Genomic DNA, 23,098 nt, shown 5'->3' on the forward strand with positions numbered 1-23,098 from the left:
CCTAATTTTCATAGTGCAATGCAACAAATCTAGCCTTTTTGTAGGCATAAAGTGATCATAAAGTTACATTGTGGTCTTTGCCATTGAATTGGCTTGACACGGCTACATGTACAATCAAAAATGAAACCATAGTTGTTGAAATGGAATTGATGCGGCGTAACGCTTTGTGGAGGCTGATATGAAAGATGTGGTGAGGTTGGGTTCCGGATCTGGGTTCTGGGGCGACGCTTTGGACCCTGCTAGGGAACTCCTCGAGCGAGGTGAGTTGGATTACCTGTGCTTTGACTTCCTGGCTGAATTGACTATGTCGTTGCTTCAGCGCCAGAAGATTAAGGACCCTCAGGCCGGCTACATTCCGGATGCCGTTCAATGCATGACCGAAATGCTGCCCATGGCGAGGGAGCGCGGCACGCGTCTGATCTCTAACGGAGGAGGCGTGAATCCCAAGGCTGCAGCGCAGCGGATCGTGGAAAGCGCTCGCGCCGGTGGGCTGCAAGGTGCACGTATCGCACTCGTGGAAGGTGACGATCTTCTCGGGCAACTCGATGACCTGGTGGCGAAGGGTATTCCCTTGACGAATATGGACACAGGGGATGACAACTTCGCTGCCATTCGAGATCGCGTTGTTTCGGCAAACGTGTACACCGATAGCACGGGCATAGTCCAGGGCTTGGAAGGCGGTGCAGACGTTGTGATTGCCGGACGTGTCTCAGACAACGCAGTCTATGTGGGGCCGATCGCATACGAGTTCGGCTGGACCCGAGATGCTGCTCATGCCGACCGCTTTGCGTCGGCTGTCACGCTTGGTCACATTGTCGAATGTGCGAGCGCCTGCAGCGGGGGTATGTCATCGCGATTCGCAGAGATGCCGAACATGGGGGGTGTCGGATTTCCGATCATGGAGTTTCACCGGGACGGAAGTGCGGTCGTGACCAAGCTTCCGGGCAGTGGTGGCAAGGTGGACACCTTTACGGTGAAGGAGCATCTGGTCTACGAAATTGCAGATCCGGCCAACTATCTAATGCCTGACGCAGTCGCAGACTTTACTTCTTTGCGTCTAAGCCAGATCGAAGCCGATCGGGTGCGCGTGGATTCCGTGAGAGGGAAGGGCGCGCCCGATTCTCTAAAGCTGGTCATCGGTTACCAAGATGGTTGGATTGGAGAATGCATGGCGTTCTTCCCCTGGCCGAACGCTTATGACCGAGCTCAGAAGGCACGACAGACGATGCTGGAGCGGTTTGAGCGGATGGGCCTGAAGGCTGATCAGATTCAGTTTGACTTCGTTGGTCTCAATATGCTCCACGGGCCTGCTGCTCCACTACCTTCCGCAAATGACGCCAACCACCTCAATGAGGTCGGTCTTCGTTGCTCTGTCAGGACTCGCAGCAAAGAAGAGGCGGACAAAGTCCGACGTGCTGGGACCCATCTGTGGATCATGGGGCCTGGGGGAACATCCTTCGGTACGCCAATGAAGCCCCGGCCGGTGGTAGCGCTGTGGCCCACATTGATTCCGCCGGAGTTCGTGCGTCAACGCACCGAAATCCTTGTGGCCTGATCAACAGTACTTTTGGAGCACACAGCAATGACACTTCAGATCAAAGATATCGCTTATGTACGGTCGGGTGACAAAGGCGACGTATGTACAGCCGGTCTTATTGCGAAGACGCCTGAAAACTACCCTCGCCTGCTTGCGAGTGTAACGCCCGAAAAAGTTCGTGCGCTGTATAAAGAGTGGGTCACCGGCGACATCCATTGCTATCCAATGGACAACATTGAAGCAGTAGTCGTCGTGATGAGGGGCGCGCTAGGAGGGGGGGCCACCCGAACTCTGCGCCTTGACCAAACGGGCAAGTCTCTGGGTCACGCGCTTCTGCGCCTTCCCGTCGAAGGCTGAAACTATGACTATTTTCCATACGGAAATGCGCCATGGCGATTCAGGCTTCGAGCGAAACCACGCGTCCTATCAGAAGTTGCGTGAAGCTGTCGAAGCAGCCCAGCAGAAAGCAGTGTTGGGCGGCGGAGAGAAAGCTGCAGCTGCACACGCAGCCCGCGAGAAGCTGATGCCTCGCGATCGGATTAATGCGCTTTTAGATCCGGGAACTCCCTTCGTAGAGGTGGGGCAGCTCGCTGGAGATGGTATGTACGATGGCGCAGCTCCATCTGCGGGAATAATCACTGGTATTGGTAGCGTCTCTGGCCGCCCCTGCATGGTCATGGCGAATGACGCAACTGTTAAAGGGGGCACGTACTATCCGATAACAATTAAGAAACAGATCCGAGCACAAGCAATAGCTCGTGAAAATGGATTGCCGTCGATTTATCTAGTCGATTCCGGAGGTGCATTTCTTCCACTTCAAGAAGAAATATTCCCAGATGAGCATCATTTTGGAAAAATTTTTCGAAATATTGCCGAGATGTCTTCATTGGGGCTGAAGCAGATTGCGGCCGTGATGGGGTCCTGCACGGCTGGCGGCGCATATATTCCAGCAATGTGCGATGAGACAGTCATCGTAAACGGAAATGGCACTATCTTTCTCGGCGGCCCCCAGCTTGTTCAGGCTGCCACAGGTGAGATTGTCGATGCGCAGACCCTAGGAGGGGCAGATGTGCATACACGCCTTTCAGGCGTTGCCGACCACTTTGCACAGAATGACCTCCACGCTCTTGAGATTGTTCGTGAGATTGTCGGACGCCCGGGACCGGGCACCATCTCACCGCCGCCAATTACGCCTCGGGGCCCGCTATATGAGGCGGAAGACCTGTACGGCTTGATTCCCGACAATCCGAAGCAGCCTATCCCCGCTAGGGAGATCCTTGCAAGGTTGATGGATGGGAGTGAGCTGAACATGTATCGTGAACGCTATGGTTCCACGCTCATTTGTGGCACCGGAGCGATTGGTGGGTATCCCGTCGGGGTTCTGATCAATGATGGGGTGTTGTTTAGCGAGAGCGCTCAGAAAGCCGCTAATTTCATTGAACTCTGCAGTCAAAGTGACATACCCCTTGTCTTCTTGCACAACATTAGTGGGTTCATGGTTGGTGCGGAGTACGAGCAGGGGGGAATCGCCAAGGATGGAGCCAAGATGGTCAACGCCGTGTCGACCTCGCGGGTGCCGAAGTTTAGCGTTATCGTTGGCGGCAGCTATGGTGCTGGTGCTTTTGCGATGTGTGGCCGTGCGTTTGGCCCGCGCATGATGGCAATGTGGCCCAACGCTAGGACATCTGTAATGGGTGGAGAGCAGGCTGCAACTGTACTGGCGCTAGTCCGTGAAGAGCAGCTCGCTCGGAAGGGGCAGAGTTTCTCGGGCGAAGACGTGGAGGTCTTCAAGAAGCCAATTCGCGATCACTATGCAGCGCATAGCACGGCCCTTCATTCGGCCAGTCGACTGTGGTGTGACGCGGTTATCGACCCTGTCGATACGCGCCAATGGCTTACTCTTGGACTTTCTCTCGCCCACGGCTCGTCGAAAGAGCAAACGCGTTTCGGCGTATTCAGGATGTAACATGTTCAAACGCATACTAATTGCCAATCGAGGCGAGATTGCTTGCCGAATCGCGCGTACGTGCACGCGTCTGGGCGTGGAGTTCGTTGCAGTACATTCCACGGCAGACATTGATGCGTTGCACCTGCGTGGAGCTGTCGCTACCGTATGTCTCGGCAACGGCCCCGCCGCCGAGAGCTACCTGAGAGGGAGTAAGATAATTGCTGCTGCTTTGGAGAATGGTTGCGATGCTATTCACCCAGGGTACGGATTCTTGTCCGAGAATGCAGAATTCGCAGCGGCCGTTCGTGAGGCGGGGCTGGAGTTCATTGGACCGCGCGCGGACACGATCGCTGAGCTAGGGGACAAGGCGAGAGCTAAATCGCTCATGGCGGCCGCTGGTGTGCCGACTGTGCCGGGCTTCGACGAAGCCAGTGATGACCCGGATCGAGTTGCATCAATGATTCAGGCAACGGGATTGCCCGTACTGCTTAAGCCGAGCGCCGGTGGCGGGGGCAAAGGAATGCAAGTGATTTCGTCATTTGACGGAATGCATCAAGCCGCTGCCGCTGCCATTCGCGTCGCTCGGAACAATTTTGGGGATGGTCGGCTTATCGTCGAACGCTACATCGAACGGCCCCGCCATATCGAAGTGCAAGTGTTCGGGGACTCCAACGGGAATGTGGTCCACTTGTACGAGCGAGAATGCTCGCTCCAACGCAGGCATCAAAAGGTAGTTGAGGAGGCGCCGGCAGCTACACTTCCACAAGCCGTGCGAGAGCGATTACTGGATGCAGCGGTGCGCGGAGCTCGTAGCATCGGTTATTTGAATGCGGGTACCTTTGAATTTATCCTCGGCCCGGATCAAGAATTTTATTTTCTTGAAGTAAATACACGCCTGCAAGTCGAGCATCCTGTTACTGAAGCGATTACGTCACTAGATCTCGTTGAATGGCAATTGCTGGTGGCGTCTGGCGAATCGCTGCCTTTGAAGCAGCAGCAGATCCATGCCGTTGGTCACGCAATAGAATGCCGCGTGTATGCGGAGGACCCCGCTGATGGGTTTAAGCCCATGCCAGGTACGGTTTCCTACGTTAGCTGGCCACGTAGCATTCGCGTAGAGGCAGGTATCGCATCTGGTGGGGAAGTGCCTCCCTACTACGACCCAATGATCGCCAAGCTTGTTGTTCACGCTGAGAACCGGGGCAGCGCTATGGTGGAGATGCGCTCAGCCCTTCGAGAGACCTGCCTTCTCGGGCTGACGACAAACCTTGGTTTCTTGGACCGTATTCTCGGCGACTCGGGTGTTAGAGAGAACAAAGACGTGCATACTCGTTACCTCGACGAGCACGCCGACACATTAAATCGGCCGCAAGACTATCGTTTAGCTGCGGCTAGTGCGGCAGCAGCGGTACTTCCAGATCGAGCAAGACGGGCGGCATGGCCTTGGAGCGGCGGGCATTTCGCCGGTATGCTTGACCGGAAGTGGCTCGGTGCCAATTGTTCGCTTGGGGCTGTTCGGTTTTGGCTGAACGATCGTGTGGTGTCCGCAAATCTATCCAGCGTCCGCTACGCCGAGGCCATGTACGACAGTCGAGAGCCGACGTTCATGCATTTGAGCGTCAACGTCGACGGTTCGGATCATCTTGTCGACGCCATTATGATTGCTCGAGGGGTCAAGCATGGCGAAGTCTCCGGGCAGCGGTGGTTCGCTGCGGAACTCCAGTCGGGGGTGGAGGTTCAAGTCGCAGGCGATCGCATAAGCTTTGAGGCACTTCGCAGTCGCGTGGCGGATGAGGGCGGGGGTGGCGGCAAGGCGGTTGCTCCAATGCCAGGAATGGTGGCGGCAGTGTTGGTTACACCTGGCGACCGCGTTGAAGTTGGAGCTGTTCTTGCCATTGTCGAAGCCATGAAAATGGAGAATAGCGTCTTGGCTCAAGTGGAGGGATTAGTCAAAGCTGTCCGGTTCTCAGCGGGCGACACCGTAAAGGCCGGGGACTTGCTTGTAGAGATCGAGCCGAGCACTCAAGTGTGCCCCTGATTAGCGTTCCAACTGTAGCAAGGAGTAATGCGTTGTTATTGTTGACAATGCTACGCATTACTCGATCTCTGAGCGCATGCCAGCCATCGAGCACTTCGATCGTATTTTACTCCAATGATGATGATGGAGATCTTACAAGTCGTTGTTATCAAAGGAAATAAAGGCAGCGGACATGATAGAATGGCGCCAAATTCCATTCCGAGCTACGTAGATGCAATCCCAAGATGAAGTTGATGCTGCAGCCGGCGTTCGGGTGTTGGCGCGCGGACTTGCTGTTCTACAAGCGTTCGAACCTGATAACCGCTGGCGTTCCAATGCTGAACTAGCGGCTGCTACGCGCCTCCCCAAAGCGACGGTCTCGCGACTTACTGCTAATCTGACTTCGGCCGGCTACTTGAACTATTCGGCCGAGAAAGCTCAATATCGTCTAGCTTCCTCAATTTTGGCCCTCGGCTATTTCGCAGCGGGAAACCGAGAGCTTCGCATCGTGGCTCAGCCTTTAATGCAAGAACTCGCCGATCGCCACTCGGCGTCAATTGTGCTGGCCTCTCGTGATGGGCTCAGTATGGTTTGTCAGGAAGTCTGCCACAGTCGAACGATGCTCTTCACGTTGCGTGTTCGGGCGGGATCTCGACTGGGACTGAGGCAGTCGGCTCTTGGACGAGCACAGCTAGGTGTCATGCCGCCTGACGAGCGCGAGCAAGTGATAGCAGCTTTGGCTGCTGCAGATCCAGACGCCTGTCTAGCAGAGCGCGATGATATTGGAAATGCCATTTTTCAAATGCAGTCGAGAGGTTTTTGTACGGTACTCGGTACGCTTGAGGCGGGCATCTTGGGTGCCGCGGTAACGATCGATTTGCCCGGACAGCCGTACGCCTATTCCCTGGGATGTGCGGTTCCTGCTGCTAGCTACAGTACGAAGAGGCTGGAAGATGAAGTGGCGACGGATTTGTTAGCCGCGAAGATGAGGTTGGAGCACGAGTTGAGCCTGCAATCGACCCATGAGGATTTGCGGTATGCGTCGTAGGAAGATGGATGCTGACGTTAAGGGGCTTGCCGTTGTAGGTCCACAGGATCAAGGGCAAGTTGATTCACTCCAGCGGGGTCTGGAAGTACTGCGTCTTTTCGATAGCCGTCACAAGCATCTAAGCGCATCCGAAATTGCGGCCAAGTTAGGGCTGACGCGGGCAACTACACTGAAGTTACTTTCGACGCTAACATCAGCCAATTTTCTTCGCTTCGACAGTCAGCGGGACGCTTTTGAGCCGCACGTCGCGTGTCTCGCTCTTGGCCGGGCGGCGCGAAGAGGGCTCGAGGTTGTGAGGGTAGCGGCCCCATTAATGCGGCAACTTACTGAGGTGGCGGGGGTCCAGCTATACTTGTCGACCCGTGATCGGCTCCACATGCTCGTTCTGGAGCATTGCACCCCACCTGGCCAAGAGGAATCAACATTAGGTACTGGTGCCCGTTTGCCTATCGCGCCATCGGCTTCTGGTCGCGCCTATTTGTGGGCACAGAAGCCGGCTCAGCAAGCCGAGCTAATCGAATTGTTAAAGGCAGCGAACCAGGAAAGCGTTTACCGATTCATGCCTGGTGTCTACGCGGCATTTCAGGAGCTTGAAGAGCAGGGATGGTGTTTCGTTCCGTCACCGATCACTCATGAATCAAATTCTATTGCAGCCCCAGTTCACCTCCGCGGCTCCTCGGAGTTCGTAGTTGCTGCGATGTCAGTGGGCACCGCCGACTCTGAGCAGAATCTGCGCGAAGTAGTGGGGCCACAACTCTTGAGGGTGTGCGCCCAGATCGGCAGAAGTCTGGACGGAACTCTAGGATGACATCCTGATTACTCGGAAGACCAAACTAGCTGGTGTCAGAAGCTGGAGTCGGCTTTACGGTTTTGATGACTTGACCGGCGTCGCTAGCTTTGCCGTGACACGCTTTGTGGCAGGCTGTTTGGCGGCAGTCTTTTTCTGCGGCGCGCGATGCCTCCTTCAGCTTCTTGAGTTCGGCGCGGGACTTGAGAACTGCTGAACTGCCTTCTTGCCAGCAGCGATCTGTTTGACGAGGTCGGCACGCAGCTTGTCCAGGGTAAGCGATGCGCCAGGGCCGTCTTGACGTTGGCCGGTGAGGTTATGTGTGCGCAGGAAGCTGATCAGCAACGACCCATGGCATGAGCTCGTCAACTCTGTTGATCGCATGGTCGGCAATGCGTTCCAGGACGAAGCGTAGATAGGCTTCGGGATCGACGTTATTGAGTTTGGCCGTTCCGACCAAGCTTTAGCCCATGTTCCTTGGCCACTTCCGAGATTGAGCGCTCTGGATGGTTTGCCCTCGGAGGCAACCATCTCCCGAAACTCCCTGGAGTAGTTCTTCGAACCTGGTAGCCGCCCGCGTCCATGTGTTTCCATTTTTGATTCCCACTAGATCTAGTGGGAATCAGAATGCCTGCGCAATCTCCATGTGACCAGACGGCCTTCTGGACACGCTTACCTGCGGATGGAGGCGCTGGCTGCTGACGCTTGTCTGCGTACCATCAAAGATGGCCGATTGTGAGTCATGATTTAAGTCAATCGATGCGTGCGGGTCGTCGGAGTAGGCGAGCAGACCAGCATACGGGCCGGTCGTCGCCTCCTGAGGCAGTCGATTGCGGAACCATTTTGATGGTGGGGCGACTGCTAGGCGATAGCTTGGTAAGAACCGTACCGAAGCGAGGGCATCTCCCTTCGGTACGGCACTTCAATCCCTTAGGGATATAGCTCTTTCAGAGGCTGCGCTATTCATGCAGCACGGCGGATCGAACGCTTGGCTTTAGACTGCCTCGTGTAGCGGAACAAGTCCTTCGGGTCGTTGTCATCATCTTGCTCGCCCCAGGGGACCAACTCTACGCCGGCGCCCAGATTCCGCTTCTCTGCTTGGTCGTTGATGTACCTTAGGGTCGAATAGTCTTCCAGAGCGAAGCCAACGGAGTCGAATATGGTTACTTGCTGGTCATGTTCCCGTCCTGGCAGGGTATCTGCCAATACTCGCCACAGGTCGACTACCGGGAAGCCTGCAGGCATCTGTTGGATGTCGCCTTCGATGCGGGTTTGCGGCTCATACTCCACGAACACTCGACCCGTACGAAGGACATCTGCGTGTAGTTCAGTTTTGCCGGGGCAGTCGCCGCCTACGGCGTTGAGATGCATGCCCGGCTCAATCATGTCCGGTGTAATGATTGTGGCGTATGCCTTGTCAGCGGTCACAGTAGTAACGATATCGGAGCCACGGACGGCGTCGGCTGTGCTCTTGGCTCGCACAATGCGAATCGACGGAAAAGCGGATAGATTGGCAATCAGCTTATCCGTCGCGGCAGGATCGACGTCGAACACGGCGATTTCTTCAATGCCAAGGTGATGGTGGAATGCCAGCGCTTGGAACTCACTCTGTGCGCCATTGCCAATGAGGGCCATACGTTTAGAGTTTGGACGAGCAAGCGCCCGTGCGGCCATCAGCGACGTCGCGCTTGTGCGAAGCGCGGTTGCAATTGTGAGTTCAGACAGCAGGACGGGATAGCCGGTATCAACTTCGGCTAGTACGCCGAACGCCATGACGGTGTACATCCCGCGCTGCGTATTCTTCGGGTGTCCATTGACATATTTGAATGCGTAGCGTCTTGCGTTCGAAACGGGCATTAGTTCGATGACACCGATTTCAGAGTGGTTCGCCACACGTGCCGACATCTCGAACTCGGACCAGTTGACGAAGTCGTCCCTGATTGTATTGGCAAGTTCGCCAATGAACTGAGGAACTCCAATCTCTTGGACGAGATTGGACATTGTTGGGACATCAACAAAACGAGTCATATTTATCTCCTGTCGTTAGATTTAATTACGGTCGATGCGTTTGCTCAAAGGAATTGTCTCGCTTGCTTTACATCAATCGCTTTCGCCGATACATCATCAGCAGGAAGATGAACCAGAAGGGCATTACGAACAGTGCAATGCGTGTGTCGGGTTTTAGCGCGAGAAGCCCTAGAACGAAGAGCAAGAAAAGCAGCGTGATTCCTGCCATGAGGGATCCCCCCGGCATCCTGAACCTGGACGTTGCATGTGCTATGGGGTTCTTCAGTGTGTAGGAAATGTAGGCAGCAAGAATCATCGACCACGTGAAGATCACTAGAATCGCGGAGACCGTGGAAATCATGGTGAACACAGTCATGATTTCCGGGATGACAAAGAGCAGGGTCAATCCGACCAGCATGCATATCCCTGAGAACGCCAGGCTAACGAGCGGAACCCCTTTGTCTGAAAGGCGTCGAAATGCCTTTGGAGCGTGTTTGCGTACGGCCAAGCCGAATAGCATTCGACTACCGGAATACACGCCGCTGTTCGCAGATGAGGCGGCGGACGTGAGGACCACAAAATTGATAATGCTTGCCGCAGCGGGCAGCCCAGCCAAAGTGAAGAGCTCTACGAACGGACTGCGATTCGAAGGAACGTGACCCCAGGAGGACACGCTGATGATGCAAACGAGCGCCAGGATGTAGAACAGCAGGATACGGAACGGTATGGTATTGATCGCTCTTGGTAGAGTCTTTTGAGGTTCCTTTGCCTCTGCTGCAGTTGTCCCAATAAGCTCCGTACCGGCAAATGAGAACACCGCAATCTGAAATCCGGCGAAGAACCCACTGATACCGTGTGGAAGGATTGCCTCGCGCTCGGCCATGTGGCTGAACGAGGCAACTACCCCGTTGGGCGAGGTGTATGCCGTACCGATCATGAAGAGTGCGACGGCAATTAGGACAAGAATGGCAACGATCTTGATGATGGCAAACCAGAATTCCACTTCGCCGAAAATCCGGACAGCCAACGTGTTCAGCGCTAGGAGGAAGGCCATCGCGGCAAAGGCAGGCATCCACGCGGGAACGTCTGGATACCAGAACTGAAAGAAGCCCGCGACGACGACGACATCACCAATAACGGCAACGCTCCAGCTAAGCCAGTACGACCAGCTCAAGACAAAGCCCGCACGGGGGCCCAGGTACGCCGAAACGATATCGGCGAATGTTCGGAACCGAAGGTCGGATAGCAGGAGTTCGCCCATCGCCCGCATCACGAAAAACAGAAAGAAACCGATGATTCCGTAGACCAGAACGATAGACGTACCCGACAACGAGATGATCTTTCCTGACCCCATGAATAAGCCGGTCCCAATTGCACCGCCAATTGAGATGAGCTGAATGTGGCGATTGTCTAGGGAACGCCTGAGGTTCCCGTCCGTTTCATCGTCCAAGGCGACGTCTGATCCGACACGGGTGGTTGTTGTTGTCTCCATGAGTTTTCCTCTAGTTATGTGTGCGACAGGCGACCGTCCGCCTCTCTGCGGGAGAGAGGTTGGGATAGGCGCCTTTTGGGGACTGCTAGCGGGGTTGGGCGGCGTTCTCGAAGCCGATCAAGGTGTTGACAGCGTTCACTCCGATGTCGTCAACCATGTAGCCGCCTTCCATCACGAAGAGGGTCGGGATACCTGCTTTGGCAATGAGGGCGCCCATACTCAGAAAGTCATCGCTGGTCAGCAGAAAATGACTGATGGGATCGTCCTTGAAGGTATCCACGCCTAGGGACACGATCAGTTGGTCCGGCTTGTGTTCCACGATGCGAGCGAGGGCAGTCTTGAGCGCATCGCGGTAGGTTTCCCATGCAGTGCCTTTGGCGAGTGGGTAGTTTGCGGTGAAGCCAAGGCCGGCGCCCTTACCAGTTTCGTCCTGATTGCCCGAAAAATACGGATAGCACATTCGCGGGTCGCCATGGATTGACGCGAAGAAGACATCCGCCTGGTCGTAGAAGATGTCCTGCGTGCCATTTCCGTGATGGAAGTCGACATCGAGAATCGCTACACGAGAGGCGCCTTGGTTAATGCAATGTTGGGCTGCGATGGCAGCATTGTTCAGGTAACAGTAGCCGCCCATATATTCCCGAGCAGCGTGGTGACCGGGAGGTCGGCACAGGGCAAAGGCGCCATGTGCCCCTGCGAGAATGACCTCAATTGCGGTGAGTGCCACATTGGCGCTACTGCGTACAGCTTCCCACGTACCGGCAGTGATGGGAGCGCCAGCGTCCATTGAGTAATAGCCGAGCTTGCCGTCGATAAAGCCTGGCTCCTGAGACTTCGCCAAATCACCGACGGGCCAGACTAACGGAAGCGCGTCGTGCTGGCGGCCAGTGACTTCCCATTCACTCCAGGCATTTTCGAGGAAGCGCACATATCTCTCGCTATGTGCTGCTACGTAGCACCCCCGGTCGAATTCCCTTTCCGACACGATCTCACCGAGTTGGGTCGCCCGCACCCGAGATAGAACCATCTCAGCGCGCTGCGGATTTTCGAAGGAAGGTGTGACGGCGCCATCCTTAAGCTCAGTCCCATGGTGAAGGCTGTGGTTTGGGCTGAAAACGGTCAACATACGGGCGCTCCTCGGTTTTACTTGTTGATGTACTGGCGAGTAATCTTCGCGTAGGAGCCCTGAAAAAGCTTTGCTATTTCGCGCTGAAGGTGGCAGTCTTCAGAAAATAAAGCATGAAATCGCTATATCATGAGCAAAATTCCAGAGGGAAGTGAACTCGATGAGATGGACCGAGCACTCCTGCGGCTACTTCAAGCGGACGGCACACTTTCCAGCTCGGCATTGGCTGAGCGGCTGTCGCTGACGGTTACGCCATGCTGGCGTCGCAGGAAGCGGCTCGAAGATCTGGGCGTAATCCGGGACTACCAAGCAAACCTCGATAGAAGGAAACTCGGCTTCGGGGTGCTTGCATTTGCCCAGATTGGCTTTGGGGTTCACGCTGGCGACGACCCGGACAATTTCGAGAAGACGATACTTGCTCTTCCTGAAGTCCTTTCCTGCCACAAGGTCACAGGATCGGCAGACTATGTTCTGACGATATTGGCCGCCGACTTGGAGAGCTACGGTAGGTTCGTGGAGAACGTGCTACGAAGGCAACCAGGACTGGCGACCATCCAGTCCAGCCTCGCATTGCGCGAGATTAAGGCTGAGACGAGGGTTCCGGTTTAGGGAGGTAAGGTAACGGGCCAGACAGGCCGAAGCCTGCCCTGATGGCTACGATTCTGCAGATCACATTCGTGACTCAGAATATTCGGCTAGATGCTGGACAACCTGTGCTAAGTACTCGTCAGCCATGTTTCGTTCCTGCAAGGCAGTGAACAGGTTGTCGATGTATTCCGCATTGGTGCCGAATACCCCTGCGGCCTTTGCCGCAAGGCGGGCAACCGTCGTCACTGACGTATCCGATTCATACAACCGCTGACTAGTTGCCCCTCAAAGAACGGTGCGAAGTGCCGCGCATTGTTGCGGTCGCGTGCTAGATTCCCCAACGAGGACGCAAGAGACCGCCGACCCGGCAGTACAGGCTGGTCTTCTCCGAACAAGTGCGAGTTTGGGTCCATGTTTCGATGCTTGACGGCTGTGGCGGGGCAGTCCGTTCGCGACCGGCAGCCGGTGAGGTTGCTGCGAACCGAGTCCTTTGGCGACAGACTTGTCGTCGAGCCCGCCGGCATAGGTCCATTCCCAAGGCCACTGGAAGGTTTCTTCGACGCGGGGCTTTCTAGCCAAGGTGGTGGGCCCGACGGAGGCCGCATGTGCGTGCCCCCGCATGTCCCACGCAAAGGTTAACCGTTGTTAGCGCGCTGTGAGAACGTCCGACCGAAAACGCCCTCGGCGATGCGGTTCTTCAGGATTTCGATCGAGCCGCCGGCAATCATCCAGCCGCGCGTCCGGCGCACGCAGTACTCCACCAGCGATTCCTGGCTGAAGCCCATGCCGCCCATGACCTGCAGGGCTTCATTGGAGACTTCCCAGCCGGCCATGTTGCAGGCGAGCTTGGCCATGGCGGTACTCTGCGCGCTCGGCAGTCCGTGCTCGCCCTCGAGCGCGGCGCGATACAGCATCATCTGCGCTTGCTCCAGCTTCATGGCCATGTCCGCGAACTTCCACTGAATGCCCTGGAACTCGCAGAGTTCGCGGCCAAACTGCTTGCGCGTCATGGCATGGTCCCGGGCCACGTTGAATGCATGGCGTCCCAACGCCAGCGCGCGCGAGGAATTGCCGAGCCGCTCCACGTTGAAGCCCGAGATCTGCTTCTTGAAGCCGCCCGGTCCGAGCAGCACGTTTTCCACCGGGATGCGGCAATCGTCGAAGTAGAGCTGCGACCACTGCTCGCCGTTCATGAACGACGACGGCTCGCCAACCTGGAAGCCGGGCGTGCCACGCTCGACCAGCACCGAGCCGATGCCACCGACACCCGGACCGAAGCGCACATAGATCAGGAACAGTTCCGCATCCGGGCTGTGCGTCGAGAAGACCTTGCTGCCATTGATGACGTAGCTGCCGCCATCGAGCCGCGCGCTGGTTTTCAGCTCGGTCACGGCGGACCCGGCATCGGGCTCGCTCATGCCCAGCGACACCACCTTGCGGCCGGCGAGCAGGTCCGGCAGGAAGCGTGCCTTCTGCTCAGGCGATGCGTACTCCACGAACGTGCGGATCGGGCCGAAGTTGCCGGCCTGGACGATGTCGGCGCTCCGGGGGCAAATCAGTGCAATCTGCTCGATCGCCAGCACCGCATGCATCAGCGTGCCGCCCTGGCCGCCGTCTTCTTCGGAGAAGGCAATGCCCAGAAGGCCCTGCTCGGCGAGCAGCGCGGCTGTTTCCCACGGGTAGTGGGGCGAATGCGCGCGGGCCAGCGCGCCGTCCTTGAGCTTGTCCTGCGCAAAGCGGGCAACCGAGTCCGCAAATGCCTGATGTTCCTCGCTGAGTTTGAAATCCATGTGTGTTCCTGACGTCTGTACGGGATGTGTGACATCGGAATGGTGCCCGCTGGCCTGGCGCCTGAGAACTTCCCGTTCCGTCGGCAACCCGAACAAATACTCATACCAGCGTCTCATCTGAGGAGTTCCCTGCAAGGCGGGCATGACGCACGCCACCACTCAACGTCTTCCGCCCGGTCGATGACTGCGACCGACACGCTGCTTTCATCGCGCCGGAGCCTGCCAGGCTTGGATTTTGTGCGTTGCAGATATGAGCAAAGGTCATCCCTTCAGGACAAATTGTTGGTTGTTTCATTTTTGCGGCCTGCGGAGAATACAAGACAGGAGGCAACACTAATGAACGATACCAATCCGCAATCCATGTGCGCCAGCGGCTGGCTGGCGCACACGTCGATCCCTACTACGAGCAGGACTGGCTGCATCGCCCCGACGTGCATGGTGGCGAGGTCTGCGCCGGCATCGTCTCCGGGCTGATTGGCCCCGGCGCAGACAGCCGCGACCGTTGGGAGACCCTGCGGCGCTACATGCAAGACGGACCGGGCATCTTCAAAGGCGACCTGTGCTTCTACAAGGTCGAAGGCGACCTGCGCGGCAAGGTCCAGAAGATCGACACCGCCAAGTCCCCGCTGTATCTGCTCACCGGCGAGTACGACTACTCCTGCACCCCCGAGGATAGCCAGGAACTGGCGCGGCTGATTCCAGGCGCCGAGCTGGCGATCATGCTCGGGCTTGGGCACCTCCCGATGAGCGAAGAGCCACAGTCCTTCATGAATCATCTGCTCCCCGTGCTGCAACGCATTCAAACTCTTTGAGGACAACAACGTGAAAGTCGGATTTATCGGACTTGGCCGCATGGGCTTTGCCCTGGCTTCCCATTTGCTGCGCAATGGCGTGGACCTGACCGTGCTGGATATCCAGGCAGCGCCCATGGAAAAACTGGTGGCGCAAGGTGCATCGCGGGCAACCGACGCGCGGGCATTGTCGGCCGGCGTCGACATCGTGTTCACGATGCTGCCCGGGCCAAAGCAGGCGCGCGAGGTGATCCTCGGGGAAATCGGTGTGCTCGCGGGGCTGCGCAAGGGCGCTTTCCTCGTCGAACTCAGCACCATCGATACCGATACGGTCGACGCGCTGCGCGTTGCCGCGAGTGAGAAGGGCGTGCGCTTTGCCGATGCGCCGGTCGGCCGCCTAGCCTCGCATGCGGACCGTGGCGAGTCGTTGTTCATGCTCGGTGCCGAGGATGCCGATCGGGCCGAGCTCGAGCCGGTGCTGCTCAAGATGGGCACGACGGTGCTGCACTGCGGTGCGCCGGGTGCCGGCACGCGCATGAAGCTGATCAACAACCTCATGGTGCTGTGCTACTGCCAGCTCAACTCCGAAGCCCTGGTACTGGCCAGTGCGTTGGGCCTGGACACGCGCAAGACCTTTGACGTGCTGACCGGCACCACGGCCTCGAATGGTCAGCTCAAGGAGAAATGGCCGGTCAAGGTGCTGGGCGACGACCTGACGCCGGGTTTCGATATCGCTCTCGGCTTCAAGGACCTGACGCTCGCATGCCAGGCGGCCCAGTCCGCCGGCATCTCGTTGCCCATGGGCAATCTCGCCCGCAGCATGTTCCAGCTTGCGCGGCACGCCGGCAAGGACGGGCAGGATACCTCCAGCATGACCGACTACTGGGCCGAGTCGAACGGTCTCGACCCGATCCGTCTGTAACACCATCCAGATCATGCTTCCATGCATTGCACGATGGCATCGAGCTGCACCGGGTTGTTGGAATACCGACGGCCTCCAGGTGGTACGGGTGCGTACCGCCGACGGCTGGGTGGTGCTGGCATCGGATGCCTTGCACTACTACGAGAACCTGGCCCTCCGTAACTCGATTCCTGCGATCCACAGCCTGAAGGACATGCTCGAAGGCTATGAGCGAATCCTCGCGCTGGTGGACAGCGCGCAACACATCGTCCCAGGCCATGACCCGGAAGTCTGCGTCCGCTACCCGTCCGCCCAAGGTGATGAAGGCGGCGAGGGCTTGGCCTTCCGCATCGCCTGACATTCCATTTCATACTGAGGAGACAGCACGTGATTTCCAGCAAGAGACGCACGTTCCTTTCGCGGACCCTGGCGCTGGGGGCGATGATCGCCGCCGGCTGGGCCGCACCGGCCATGGCATCGGAAGACTGGCCGTCGAAGCCGGTCACCATCGTCGTCGGTTTCAGCGCGGGCGGGCCGACCGATGTCGTCGCCCGCATCTTGGCGGAGCGGCTCACCGAGAAGTTCAAGCAGAGCTTTCTGGTGGACAACCGCGTGGGCGCATCGGGTGGCGTCGCCGCGGCACTGGTCAAGCGCGCCGCGCCCGATGGCTATACGCTGATGTTCGGCAGCAGCAGCACGCTGTCGATCATTCCGCTCCTGCAGAAGACGCCCTACGACTCGCTCCGCGATTTCACCCCGATCAGCCTGGTGGCCAGCTACCCCTACTTCCTCGTGGTGCCGGCGACGTCGCAGATGGCCTCGCTGGACGCGCTGCTCGTGCAGGGACGCAAGCCGTCGTCCCAGTTGAGCTACGGATCGGCCGGCAGCGGTGCGGTCAATCATCTGGCCGGTGAGTGGTTCAAGCGCGATGCCGGCATCAACGCGGTACATGTGCCGTACAAGGGCGACTCCGCTGCCGTGACAGACCTCGTGGCCGGACGTATCGATTTCGCGTTCCTGGCGGGGGCGGTCGCCATGCCGCAGGTGAAGGCCGGGAAACTGCGCATTCTAGCCTCGGCCAGCGCAAGGCAGGGTCTGGGTGGCGAGGGTGTGCCAACGCTCGGTGATCGCTTCAAGGGCTTTGCCGCCGAGCCCTGGAATGGCATCATGGCCCCGGCAGGCCTGCCGCAACCTGTCGTCGCCAAGCTCAACGCCGCGGTCAACGAGATCATGGGGCGCAAGGATGTGGTCGAGCGTCTGGCGAGTCTCGATCAGTTCCCGATGACCGGCACACCGCAACAGTTCACGAACCACATCAAGTCGCAGACCGAGCGTTGGGCATCGGTCATCAAGGCTTCCAACATCAAGGTAGACTGATATGAAGTATTCCCAGTTCATCGCCGGCGAATTCCGCGACGGCACCGCGCAGGCGCGCCATTCCGTCATCAATCCCGCCAACGGGCAGTCGCTGGGCGACTATGCCCACGCTTCCCGGCAAGACGTGGAAGAGGCGATTACCACCGCCAACGAAGCCTTCCGGACGTGGCGCAAGACATCGGCCATGGAACGCTCAGCGTTGCTGCGCCGCGCGGCCATGCTCATGCGCGAGCGTGGCAATGCGATCGCCGAGCAGATCGCGCTGGAGCTCGGCAAGCCGTATGGCGAAGCGCAGAAGGAGGTGGTGACCGCCGCCGAGATGTTCGAATGGGCCAGCGAGGAGACGCGCCGCATCTACGGGCGCACGATTCCGGCGCGCTCGGAAGGTGTCACCCAGACGGTTGTGTGGGAACCGGCGGGCCCGGTAGCTGCCTTCGCAGGGTGGAACGCCCCGGCGATCACGCCGTCGCGCAAGATCAGCGGCGCGCTCGCGGCGGGCTGCACCATCGTCATCAAGCCGTCCGAGGAAACCGCCGGGGTGGCACTGCAGATTGCGCGCGTGGTACAGGATGCCGGCATTCCTGATGGCGTGGTCAACATGGTGTTCGGCGATCCGGCCGAGATCGCGGACATCCTCTGCACATCGCCCCGCATTGCCATGGTGACGTTCACCGGCGCCACCTCGGTGGGCAAGGTCATTGGCGCCAAGGCCGCTGAGACCATGAAGCGCGCCACGCTGGAGCTTGGCGGACATGCGCCGGTGGTGGTCTGCGATGACGTTGATGTCGACCGCGTGGTGCGCATGGCCGTTGCCACCAAGTATCGGAACAGTGGTCAGGTCTGCACCTCGCCCACGCGCTTCCTTGTGCAAGCCCCGATCTTCCAGGAGTTCTGCGAGAAGTTCGTGCGTGCGGCCGAGGCGCTGAAGGTGGGGGACCCGTTCGATGGCGCCACGCAGATGGGCCCGCTGAAGAACGCACGCCGCCTGGAATCGATCGATCGGCTGGTGCAGGATGCGCGCGGACGGGGTCTGGTGGTGGCGACGGGTGGCGAGCGCATCGGCACCGAGGGCTTTTTCTACAAGCCAACGGTCATCCTCCAGCCCTCGATCGACAGCGATGCGGCGACGATCGAGCCGTTCGGCCCGATTGCCCTGATCAGCGCCTTCGACCAACTGGACGACGCTATTGCGGAGGCAAACCGGCTGCCGTTCGGGCTGGCCGCGTACGCCTATACCAACAGCCTGCAGCGTTCCCACCGGCTGGCGCACGAGATCGACAGCGGCGTGGTCTGCATTAACGAGTGGCAGGCATCCCTGCCGGAAACGCCGTTTGGCGGGCACAAGGATAGCGGCCTCGGCTCCGAAGGCGGTATCGAGGGCATCCAGGAGTTTCTGCGGATCAAGTGCGTTAGGCAGGGGGTGGCATCGTGAGCGCGGGCACTACATCTGCCGTATTGGGATTCGTCGGGGTTGGCGTGATGGGCGAGGGCATGTGCCGGAACCTGGTGCAGAAGTCCGGCGCCACCGTGCACGTGGCCGACATCAACGCGGAGAACGTCGCGCGGCTCGCGGCGGCCGGTGCCGTGGCCTCGACCATTGCACGGCTGCGACAAGCCGCCGACACCGTGTTCCTGTCGCTGCCTTCGATCGATCAGGTTGAGGAGGTTTGCTTCGGTGCGGAACCGCTGATCGTGGAAGGCGGTTTGATCCGCACGGTCGTCGATATGAGCACCAGCGACGTCGCGCGCACGCGGGCGCTTGCCGAACGGCTGTCCCGCCACGGCGTGCGGTTCCTGGACGCGCCGGTGGCCCGCAGCCGCGAAGCCGCCAACAACGGCACGCTGCTGATCACCGTGGGCGGTCCGGCTGACCTGTTCGAGTTGGTGTTGCCGTGGCTGCGATGCATGGGCTCGGACGTCGTGCGCTGCGGCGAGGTGGGCGCGGGGCAGGTGGTCAAGATCATGAACAACATGGTCCTGCTCTCCACGGTCAATGCGTTGGCCGAAGCCATGGCCATTGCGGAAGCGGCGGACGTGGACAAGACCATGCTTGCCAACGTGCTGAAGCTCGGCTCGGCTGATTCCTTCGCCTTGCGGCTGACGGGCGAGAAATTCCTCGCGCGCGACGAGTTTCCCGAGAAGATGTTCCCGGCGGCCTATGCGCTGAAGGACATGCGCCTGGCGCTGAGCCTGGCGCATGCGTCCGAGATTCGGCCTGCCGTGGCTGAGGCGACCGCCGCGCTGCTGGACCGGGCCACTTCCAGTGGCTATGCCCAGAACCACTACCCGGTGGTCTATCGACTGATCCGGCGTGGGTGAGCAGAGGTAGCGGCGAAAAGCGGTGTCAGGCTCAGCCGGGTGTCATGGGCCGGGTCTCCCGGGCTTCATGCACCAGCCATTCTTTGAACGCCGCGATCTTGGCCGAATAGCGTTGCAAGGATGGTGTCACCATGTAGTGGCCCCGTCCGGTGTGCAGCGGTTTCGCAAATGGGCAGACCAGCCGACCCGCTTTCAGGTCGGCGTCCAGCATATGCTGCTGGCCGATGGCGATGCCCAGGTTGTCCGTGGCCGCCTGCCACGTGAGGATGGAACTGCTGAAGACCATCTTCTCGGCCCTGTCGAACACTTGAGGCATGCCGACCTGCGCGAGCCATGACGGCCAGTCATTCTTGCGGTACTTGGAAACCAGCAAGCGCTTGCTTTGCAGGGCTTCCAGCAACTGGTCGCTGCTGCCGTGAAAAGCCTCCAGGAACGCGGGTGAACATACCGGCTCGATCACGTCGTCGAGCAGCAACGTCGCCTCCGCATCCGGCCAGTTGCCATCGCCGAGCACGATCGCCAGGTCGCACTGCTCGGTGCTGAAATCCAGCGGCGCGTTGCTGTTGGTGATCAGCACTTCCACATCCGGGTACTGCACCTTGAAGTGCGGCAGCCTGGGGATCAACCATCGCGCCGTCAGCGTGGTGTACGTGCGCAGGCGAATGATGTTGTCGGAGTACTTCTGCGTGACGAACTTCGTGGCCTCCGAGATCTCCTCGAAGGCGGGACCGATGCGCCGCGCGTAGGCTTCACCCACCTCGGTAAGCTTCACGCCGATACGCTCGCGCGTGAAGAGTTGCACGCCCAGGTATTCCTCGAGGACCGCGATCTGACGGCTCACCGCCGACTGGCTGACCCGCAGTTCATTCGCGGCGGTAGAGAGATTCTTTGCCCTGGATACGACCTCGAAGACCTTCAATGGGTTGAGCGGAGGAATCTTCATCACGTCACTGGTAGACCCAGTCTCTCGTATGCTTGCAGGACGACGCGCGGTCCTGCTGTGGGTGCGTATGGGCATTTCCGGGCCGTCTTGCCCGCCCTGCGGAATGCGCCACGCAGAGTAACGGCAGGAAGCTTAGCATAATGATCGAGCGGACATTGACGGTCCGTGCGGCGATGGAAAACCTCAGCGCACCTAACCACTATCATGCATAGCGTGACGGGTAAGCCGAGATAAGCGCGGCAAACGCGTCGAAATAGTCTCCGGCGCGAACAGCAAGCTTCGGGCCGCTGCCTATTCCAAGCATTGCCAGCGTTTCGTGCTCAAATTTGCGATGTCAGTCGATCCGCGCCCCAGAACTGATCACCACAGGCTTCCATGCCTGGTACTCGGCCACTACGAACTTGCCGAACGCATCGGAAGACAGGTTCATCGGTTCCGCACCCTGTTGCGCGAACTTGCCGCGCATGTCGGGCTGCGCCAGCGACTCGGAGACGACCTTGTTCAATCGGGCAACGATCTCCGGCGGCGTGCCCTTGGGCGCAAACAGGCCGAACCATGCACCGGTGACGAGGTTCTGCACGCCGGCCTCCGCCATGGTCGGCACGTCGGGCAGTGCCGACGACCGCTTGCGGGACGTGACGGCGATGGCGCGAAGCTGTCCGCCACGGATATGGGAAATCACCGAAGGCAGCGTGGCGAACATGTACTGGACGCGCCCCGCCAGCAGGTCATTCAGCGCGTCGGCGCCCTTGTACGGCACGTGCATGGTCTTCACGCCGGTACGCTCGTTGAACAGCACACCCGACAGATGCGCGGCGGTGCCCACGCCGGTGGAGCCGAAGTTGAGGCCGTTCGGGTGTGCCTTCGCGTAAGCCAACAGGTCTTGCACGGACTTCACCGGCAGGTCCGGATACACCACGAGCACGCTCGGCACATCGGCGATCGGTGCCACGGCCTGCAGGTCGGTTTGCGGATTGACCTTGAGCTTGCGGTACAGCGTCGGGTTGATGGCCACCGGTCCCACCGAAGTGGCCAGCAGCGTGTAGCCATCGGCGTCGCTGCGGCCGACGAAGTCCGTGCCGATGTTGCCGCCGGCGCCTGGGCGGTTTTCCACCACCACGCTCTGGCCAAGGGCCTTGCTCATCTGCTGCGCCACCTCACGCGCGAGGATGTCGGTGGTGCCGCCGGCGGTGAATGCCACCACGACGCGGATCGGTTTGGAGGGGTACCGCTGCTGGGCGTGGCCTGTTGCGGCGCAAGCGAGCATCAGACCGGCGGCAGCGTGCCGCAGGAAATTCTTCATGACAGTCTCCGATGAATCTTGTAGTCAGCACCCCTTCCCGTTGAGGGGTGGGCGCCTGTTTTTCATCTTAGAGAGCTGACATGCCCGAGCTTTGACGATATGGAAACGCAGACTTCACTGCTGCCGCTGCGCATGAGGAGGCTGCGCGATAACAAATGTGATTGCGGCGTGGCCTGAGCGTGGTTTCAGCGTGGCTTTAGGAAGTGCTGCTCCATGGCCTCGCAGCGGCTCAGGTACTCGAGCAGGCGAGCCACGCCGGACGGCAGGCTTTCCTTGTCGCGCACGCAGACGTAGAACTCGCGCTCGGCCCACGCATCGCGCAGCGTCAGCAGCGACAACCCCATCATCTGCAGATAGTTCCGGGCGATGCCTTCCGGTACCACGGCCAGGCCCAGGCCTTCGCGCACCATCCGGCAGCGGGCTTCGAAGTTCGAGACCTGCGTCTTCACGGTCAGCGGGCGGGAGATCGTGCCCGACACCAGCGCCAGGAACGCGTCGAACGTATGGCGCGGAAAGTAGCCGAGGAAGTCGTAGTCCAGGGCTTCCTCGAGCCGCAGCGAGCCCTTCGCCTCAAGCGGATGGCCGCGCGGCACCACCAGTCCGACGCGGTCCTTGCGGTACGGCAGCGAGTACACGCCCGGGCTCGGGCTGCGTGCGTGATAGACACCAATATCGGCGTCCCCACCGGCCACCATGCGTGGGATATCAAAGCTGAACGCCTCGATCAGGTCGATACGGGCGTCGGGGTCGTGCTTGAGAAAGCCGCTGATATCGGTGGGCAGAAACTGCAGAATCGTCGACCGGTTCGAGGCCAGCCGGATCTTGGCGATGCCATCCATCGAGTAGGTGGCCAGCGCATCCTGGGCCAGCTGCACGCTGCGCACGATGGCCTTGGCGCGCTGATACAACATGGCGCCTGCCGGTGTCGGCTCCACGCCTCGCCCGTGGCGTCGCAGCAGCGCCGTGCCCGCGCGTCGCTCCAGTTCGGCGATGCGTTTGCTGGCGGCCGACGTGACGAGGTTCTCGCGCTCGGCCGCGCGTGACAGGCTCTTCTCCTCGATGGCGGCAATCAGGATGGCAAGCGAGGCGATGTCCATGGGCGTGCGTGCTCGAATTGGAAAGCT

The 23,098-nt window shown here is 59.2% G+C and carries 20 protein-coding genes and 3 pseudogenes; 13 read left to right on the plus strand and 10 right to left on the minus strand.

Annotation, left to right across the window (positions count from 1 at the left end; translation table 11 throughout):
* Positions 1 to 178 precede the first annotated feature (178 nt).
* From D9X30_RS22625 to D9X30_RS22650, 6 genes are all read left to right on the plus strand, one after another.
* Complete coding sequence (locus tag D9X30_RS22625; RefSeq protein ID WP_153949601.1) at positions 179 to 1,555, plus strand: acyclic terpene utilization AtuA family protein; 1,377 nt, start codon at positions 179 to 181, stop codon at positions 1,553 to 1,555.
* A 27-nt stretch (positions 1,556 to 1,582) separates the two neighbouring features.
* Positions 1,583 to 1,894, plus strand: a complete 312-nt coding sequence (locus tag D9X30_RS22630) for an AtuA-related protein (RefSeq protein ID WP_153949600.1) — start codon at positions 1,583 to 1,585, stop codon at positions 1,892 to 1,894.
* A gap of 4 nt (positions 1,895 to 1,898) precedes the next feature.
* Positions 1,899 to 3,503, plus strand: a complete 1,605-nt coding sequence (locus D9X30_RS22635) for a carboxyl transferase domain-containing protein (RefSeq protein WP_153949599.1) — start codon at positions 1,899 to 1,901, stop codon at positions 3,501 to 3,503.
* 1 nt (position 3,504) lies between these two features.
* Positions 3,505 to 5,523: an acetyl/propionyl/methylcrotonyl-CoA carboxylase subunit alpha gene (locus tag D9X30_RS22640; RefSeq protein ID WP_153949598.1), complete on the plus strand. Its 2,019-nt coding sequence runs from the start codon at positions 3,505 to 3,507 to the stop codon at positions 5,521 to 5,523.
* A gap of 211 nt (positions 5,524 to 5,734) precedes the next feature.
* On the plus strand, positions 5,735 to 6,550 hold the full coding sequence (locus D9X30_RS22645; RefSeq protein ID WP_153949597.1) for an IclR family transcriptional regulator: 816 nt from the start codon (positions 5,735 to 5,737) through the stop codon (positions 6,548 to 6,550).
* A gap of 4 nt (positions 6,551 to 6,554) precedes the next feature.
* Positions 6,555 to 7,358 (plus strand): IclR family transcriptional regulator, encoded by an 804-nt coding sequence (locus D9X30_RS22650; protein WP_153949622.1) that lies wholly within the window; start codon positions 6,555 to 6,557, stop codon positions 7,356 to 7,358.
* 295 nt (positions 7,359 to 7,653) lie between these two features.
* Here the strand turns inward: D9X30_RS22650 and D9X30_RS22655 are convergent.
* The 5 genes and pseudogenes from D9X30_RS22655 to D9X30_RS22675 form a co-directional block, all read right to left on the minus strand.
* Positions 7,654 to 7,800: pseudogene (locus D9X30_RS22655) on the minus strand (transposase domain-containing protein); the annotation flags it as partial.
* Between the two features lie 159 nt (positions 7,801 to 7,959).
* Positions 7,960 to 8,163: a hypothetical protein gene (locus D9X30_RS22660; protein ID WP_153949621.1), complete on the minus strand. Its 204-nt coding sequence runs from the start codon at positions 8,161 to 8,163 to the stop codon at positions 7,960 to 7,962.
* Between the two features lie 137 nt (positions 8,164 to 8,300).
* On the minus strand, positions 8,301 to 9,365 hold the full coding sequence (gene ocd / locus D9X30_RS22665; protein ID WP_153949596.1) for an ornithine cyclodeaminase: 1,065 nt from the start codon (positions 9,363 to 9,365) through the stop codon (positions 8,301 to 8,303).
* A 67-nt stretch (positions 9,366 to 9,432) separates the two neighbouring features.
* Entirely contained in the window at positions 9,433 to 10,836 is a 1,404-nt protein-coding gene (locus D9X30_RS22670) for an amino acid permease (protein ID WP_153949595.1), read from the minus strand.
* Positions 10,837 to 10,921: 85 nt separating this feature from the next.
* On the minus strand, positions 10,922 to 11,962 hold the full coding sequence (locus tag D9X30_RS22675; RefSeq protein ID WP_153949594.1) for a histone deacetylase family protein: 1,041 nt from the start codon (positions 11,960 to 11,962) through the stop codon (positions 10,922 to 10,924).
* A 129-nt stretch (positions 11,963 to 12,091) separates the two neighbouring features.
* On the opposite strand from D9X30_RS22675, the gene D9X30_RS22680 reads away from it, so the two are divergent.
* Positions 12,092 to 12,571: an Lrp/AsnC family transcriptional regulator gene (locus D9X30_RS22680; RefSeq protein ID WP_153949593.1), complete on the plus strand. Its 480-nt coding sequence runs from the start codon at positions 12,092 to 12,094 to the stop codon at positions 12,569 to 12,571.
* A 60-nt stretch (positions 12,572 to 12,631) separates the two neighbouring features.
* On the opposite strand, the gene D9X30_RS22685 is transcribed toward D9X30_RS22680, so the two are convergent.
* The gene (locus tag D9X30_RS22685; RefSeq protein ID WP_153949592.1) at positions 12,632 to 12,817 is read right to left on the minus strand and encodes a gamma-glutamylcyclotransferase; all 186 of its coding nucleotides are present in this window, start codon (positions 12,815 to 12,817) and stop codon (positions 12,632 to 12,634) included.
* A 368-nt stretch (positions 12,818 to 13,185) separates the two neighbouring features.
* Positions 13,186 to 14,340 (minus strand): acyl-CoA dehydrogenase family protein, encoded by a 1,155-nt coding sequence (locus D9X30_RS22690; RefSeq protein ID WP_153949591.1) that lies wholly within the window; start codon positions 14,338 to 14,340, stop codon positions 13,186 to 13,188.
* Between the two features lie 377 nt (positions 14,341 to 14,717).
* Between D9X30_RS22690 and D9X30_RS22695 the strand changes: the two are divergent.
* From D9X30_RS22695 to D9X30_RS22720, 6 genes and pseudogenes are all read left to right on the plus strand, one after another.
* A pseudogene (locus tag D9X30_RS22695) lies at positions 14,718 to 15,152 on the plus strand (alpha/beta fold hydrolase); the annotation flags it as partial.
* 10 nt (positions 15,153 to 15,162) lie between these two features.
* Positions 15,163 to 16,053, plus strand: coding sequence for an NAD(P)-dependent oxidoreductase (locus D9X30_RS22700; RefSeq protein ID WP_249641057.1), 891 nt, complete (start codon positions 15,163 to 15,165; stop codon positions 16,051 to 16,053).
* A gap of 26 nt (positions 16,054 to 16,079) precedes the next feature.
* Positions 16,080 to 16,390: pseudogene (locus tag D9X30_RS22705) on the plus strand (N-acyl homoserine lactonase family protein); the annotation flags it as partial.
* 83 nt (positions 16,391 to 16,473) lie between these two features.
* On the plus strand, positions 16,474 to 17,409 hold the full coding sequence (locus D9X30_RS22710) for a tripartite tricarboxylate transporter substrate binding protein (protein ID WP_153949619.1): 936 nt from the start codon (positions 16,474 to 16,476) through the stop codon (positions 17,407 to 17,409).
* Position 17,410: 1 nt separating this feature from the next.
* Positions 17,411 to 18,841, plus strand: a complete 1,431-nt coding sequence (locus D9X30_RS22715) for an NAD-dependent succinate-semialdehyde dehydrogenase (protein WP_153949590.1) — start codon at positions 17,411 to 17,413, stop codon at positions 18,839 to 18,841.
* The gene (locus D9X30_RS22720; protein ID WP_283780871.1) at positions 18,838 to 19,728 is read left to right on the plus strand and encodes an NAD(P)-dependent oxidoreductase; all 891 of its coding nucleotides are present in this window, start codon (positions 18,838 to 18,840) and stop codon (positions 19,726 to 19,728) included. Before D9X30_RS22715 ends, D9X30_RS22720 begins: the two co-directional genes overlap by 4 nt.
* A 31-nt stretch (positions 19,729 to 19,759) precedes the next feature.
* On the opposite strand, the gene D9X30_RS22725 is transcribed toward D9X30_RS22720, so the two are convergent.
* The 3 genes from D9X30_RS22725 to D9X30_RS22735 all read right to left on the minus strand — a co-directional run bounded on the left by D9X30_RS22725 (position 19,760) and on the right by D9X30_RS22735 (position 23,071).
* Positions 19,760 to 20,671, minus strand: coding sequence for a LysR substrate-binding domain-containing protein (locus D9X30_RS22725; protein ID WP_153949589.1), 912 nt, complete (start codon positions 20,669 to 20,671; stop codon positions 19,760 to 19,762).
* Between the two features lie 334 nt (positions 20,672 to 21,005).
* A complete protein-coding gene (locus D9X30_RS22730) occupies positions 21,006 to 21,974 on the minus strand; it encodes a Bug family tripartite tricarboxylate transporter substrate binding protein (RefSeq protein ID WP_153949588.1) in 969 nt (322 codons plus the stop codon).
* A gap of 185 nt (positions 21,975 to 22,159) precedes the next feature.
* Positions 22,160 to 23,071 carry a LysR family transcriptional regulator gene (locus tag D9X30_RS22735; protein ID WP_153949587.1) on the minus strand — a complete coding sequence of 304 codons (912 nt, stop codon included), beginning with the start codon at positions 23,069 to 23,071 and terminating at the stop codon, positions 22,160 to 22,162.
* Positions 23,072 to 23,098 lie beyond the last annotated feature (27 nt).

The organism is Cupriavidus sp. U2 (assembly GCF_009663685.2).
Lineage (GTDB): Bacteria > Pseudomonadota > Gammaproteobacteria > Burkholderiales > Burkholderiaceae > Cupriavidus > Cupriavidus necator_C.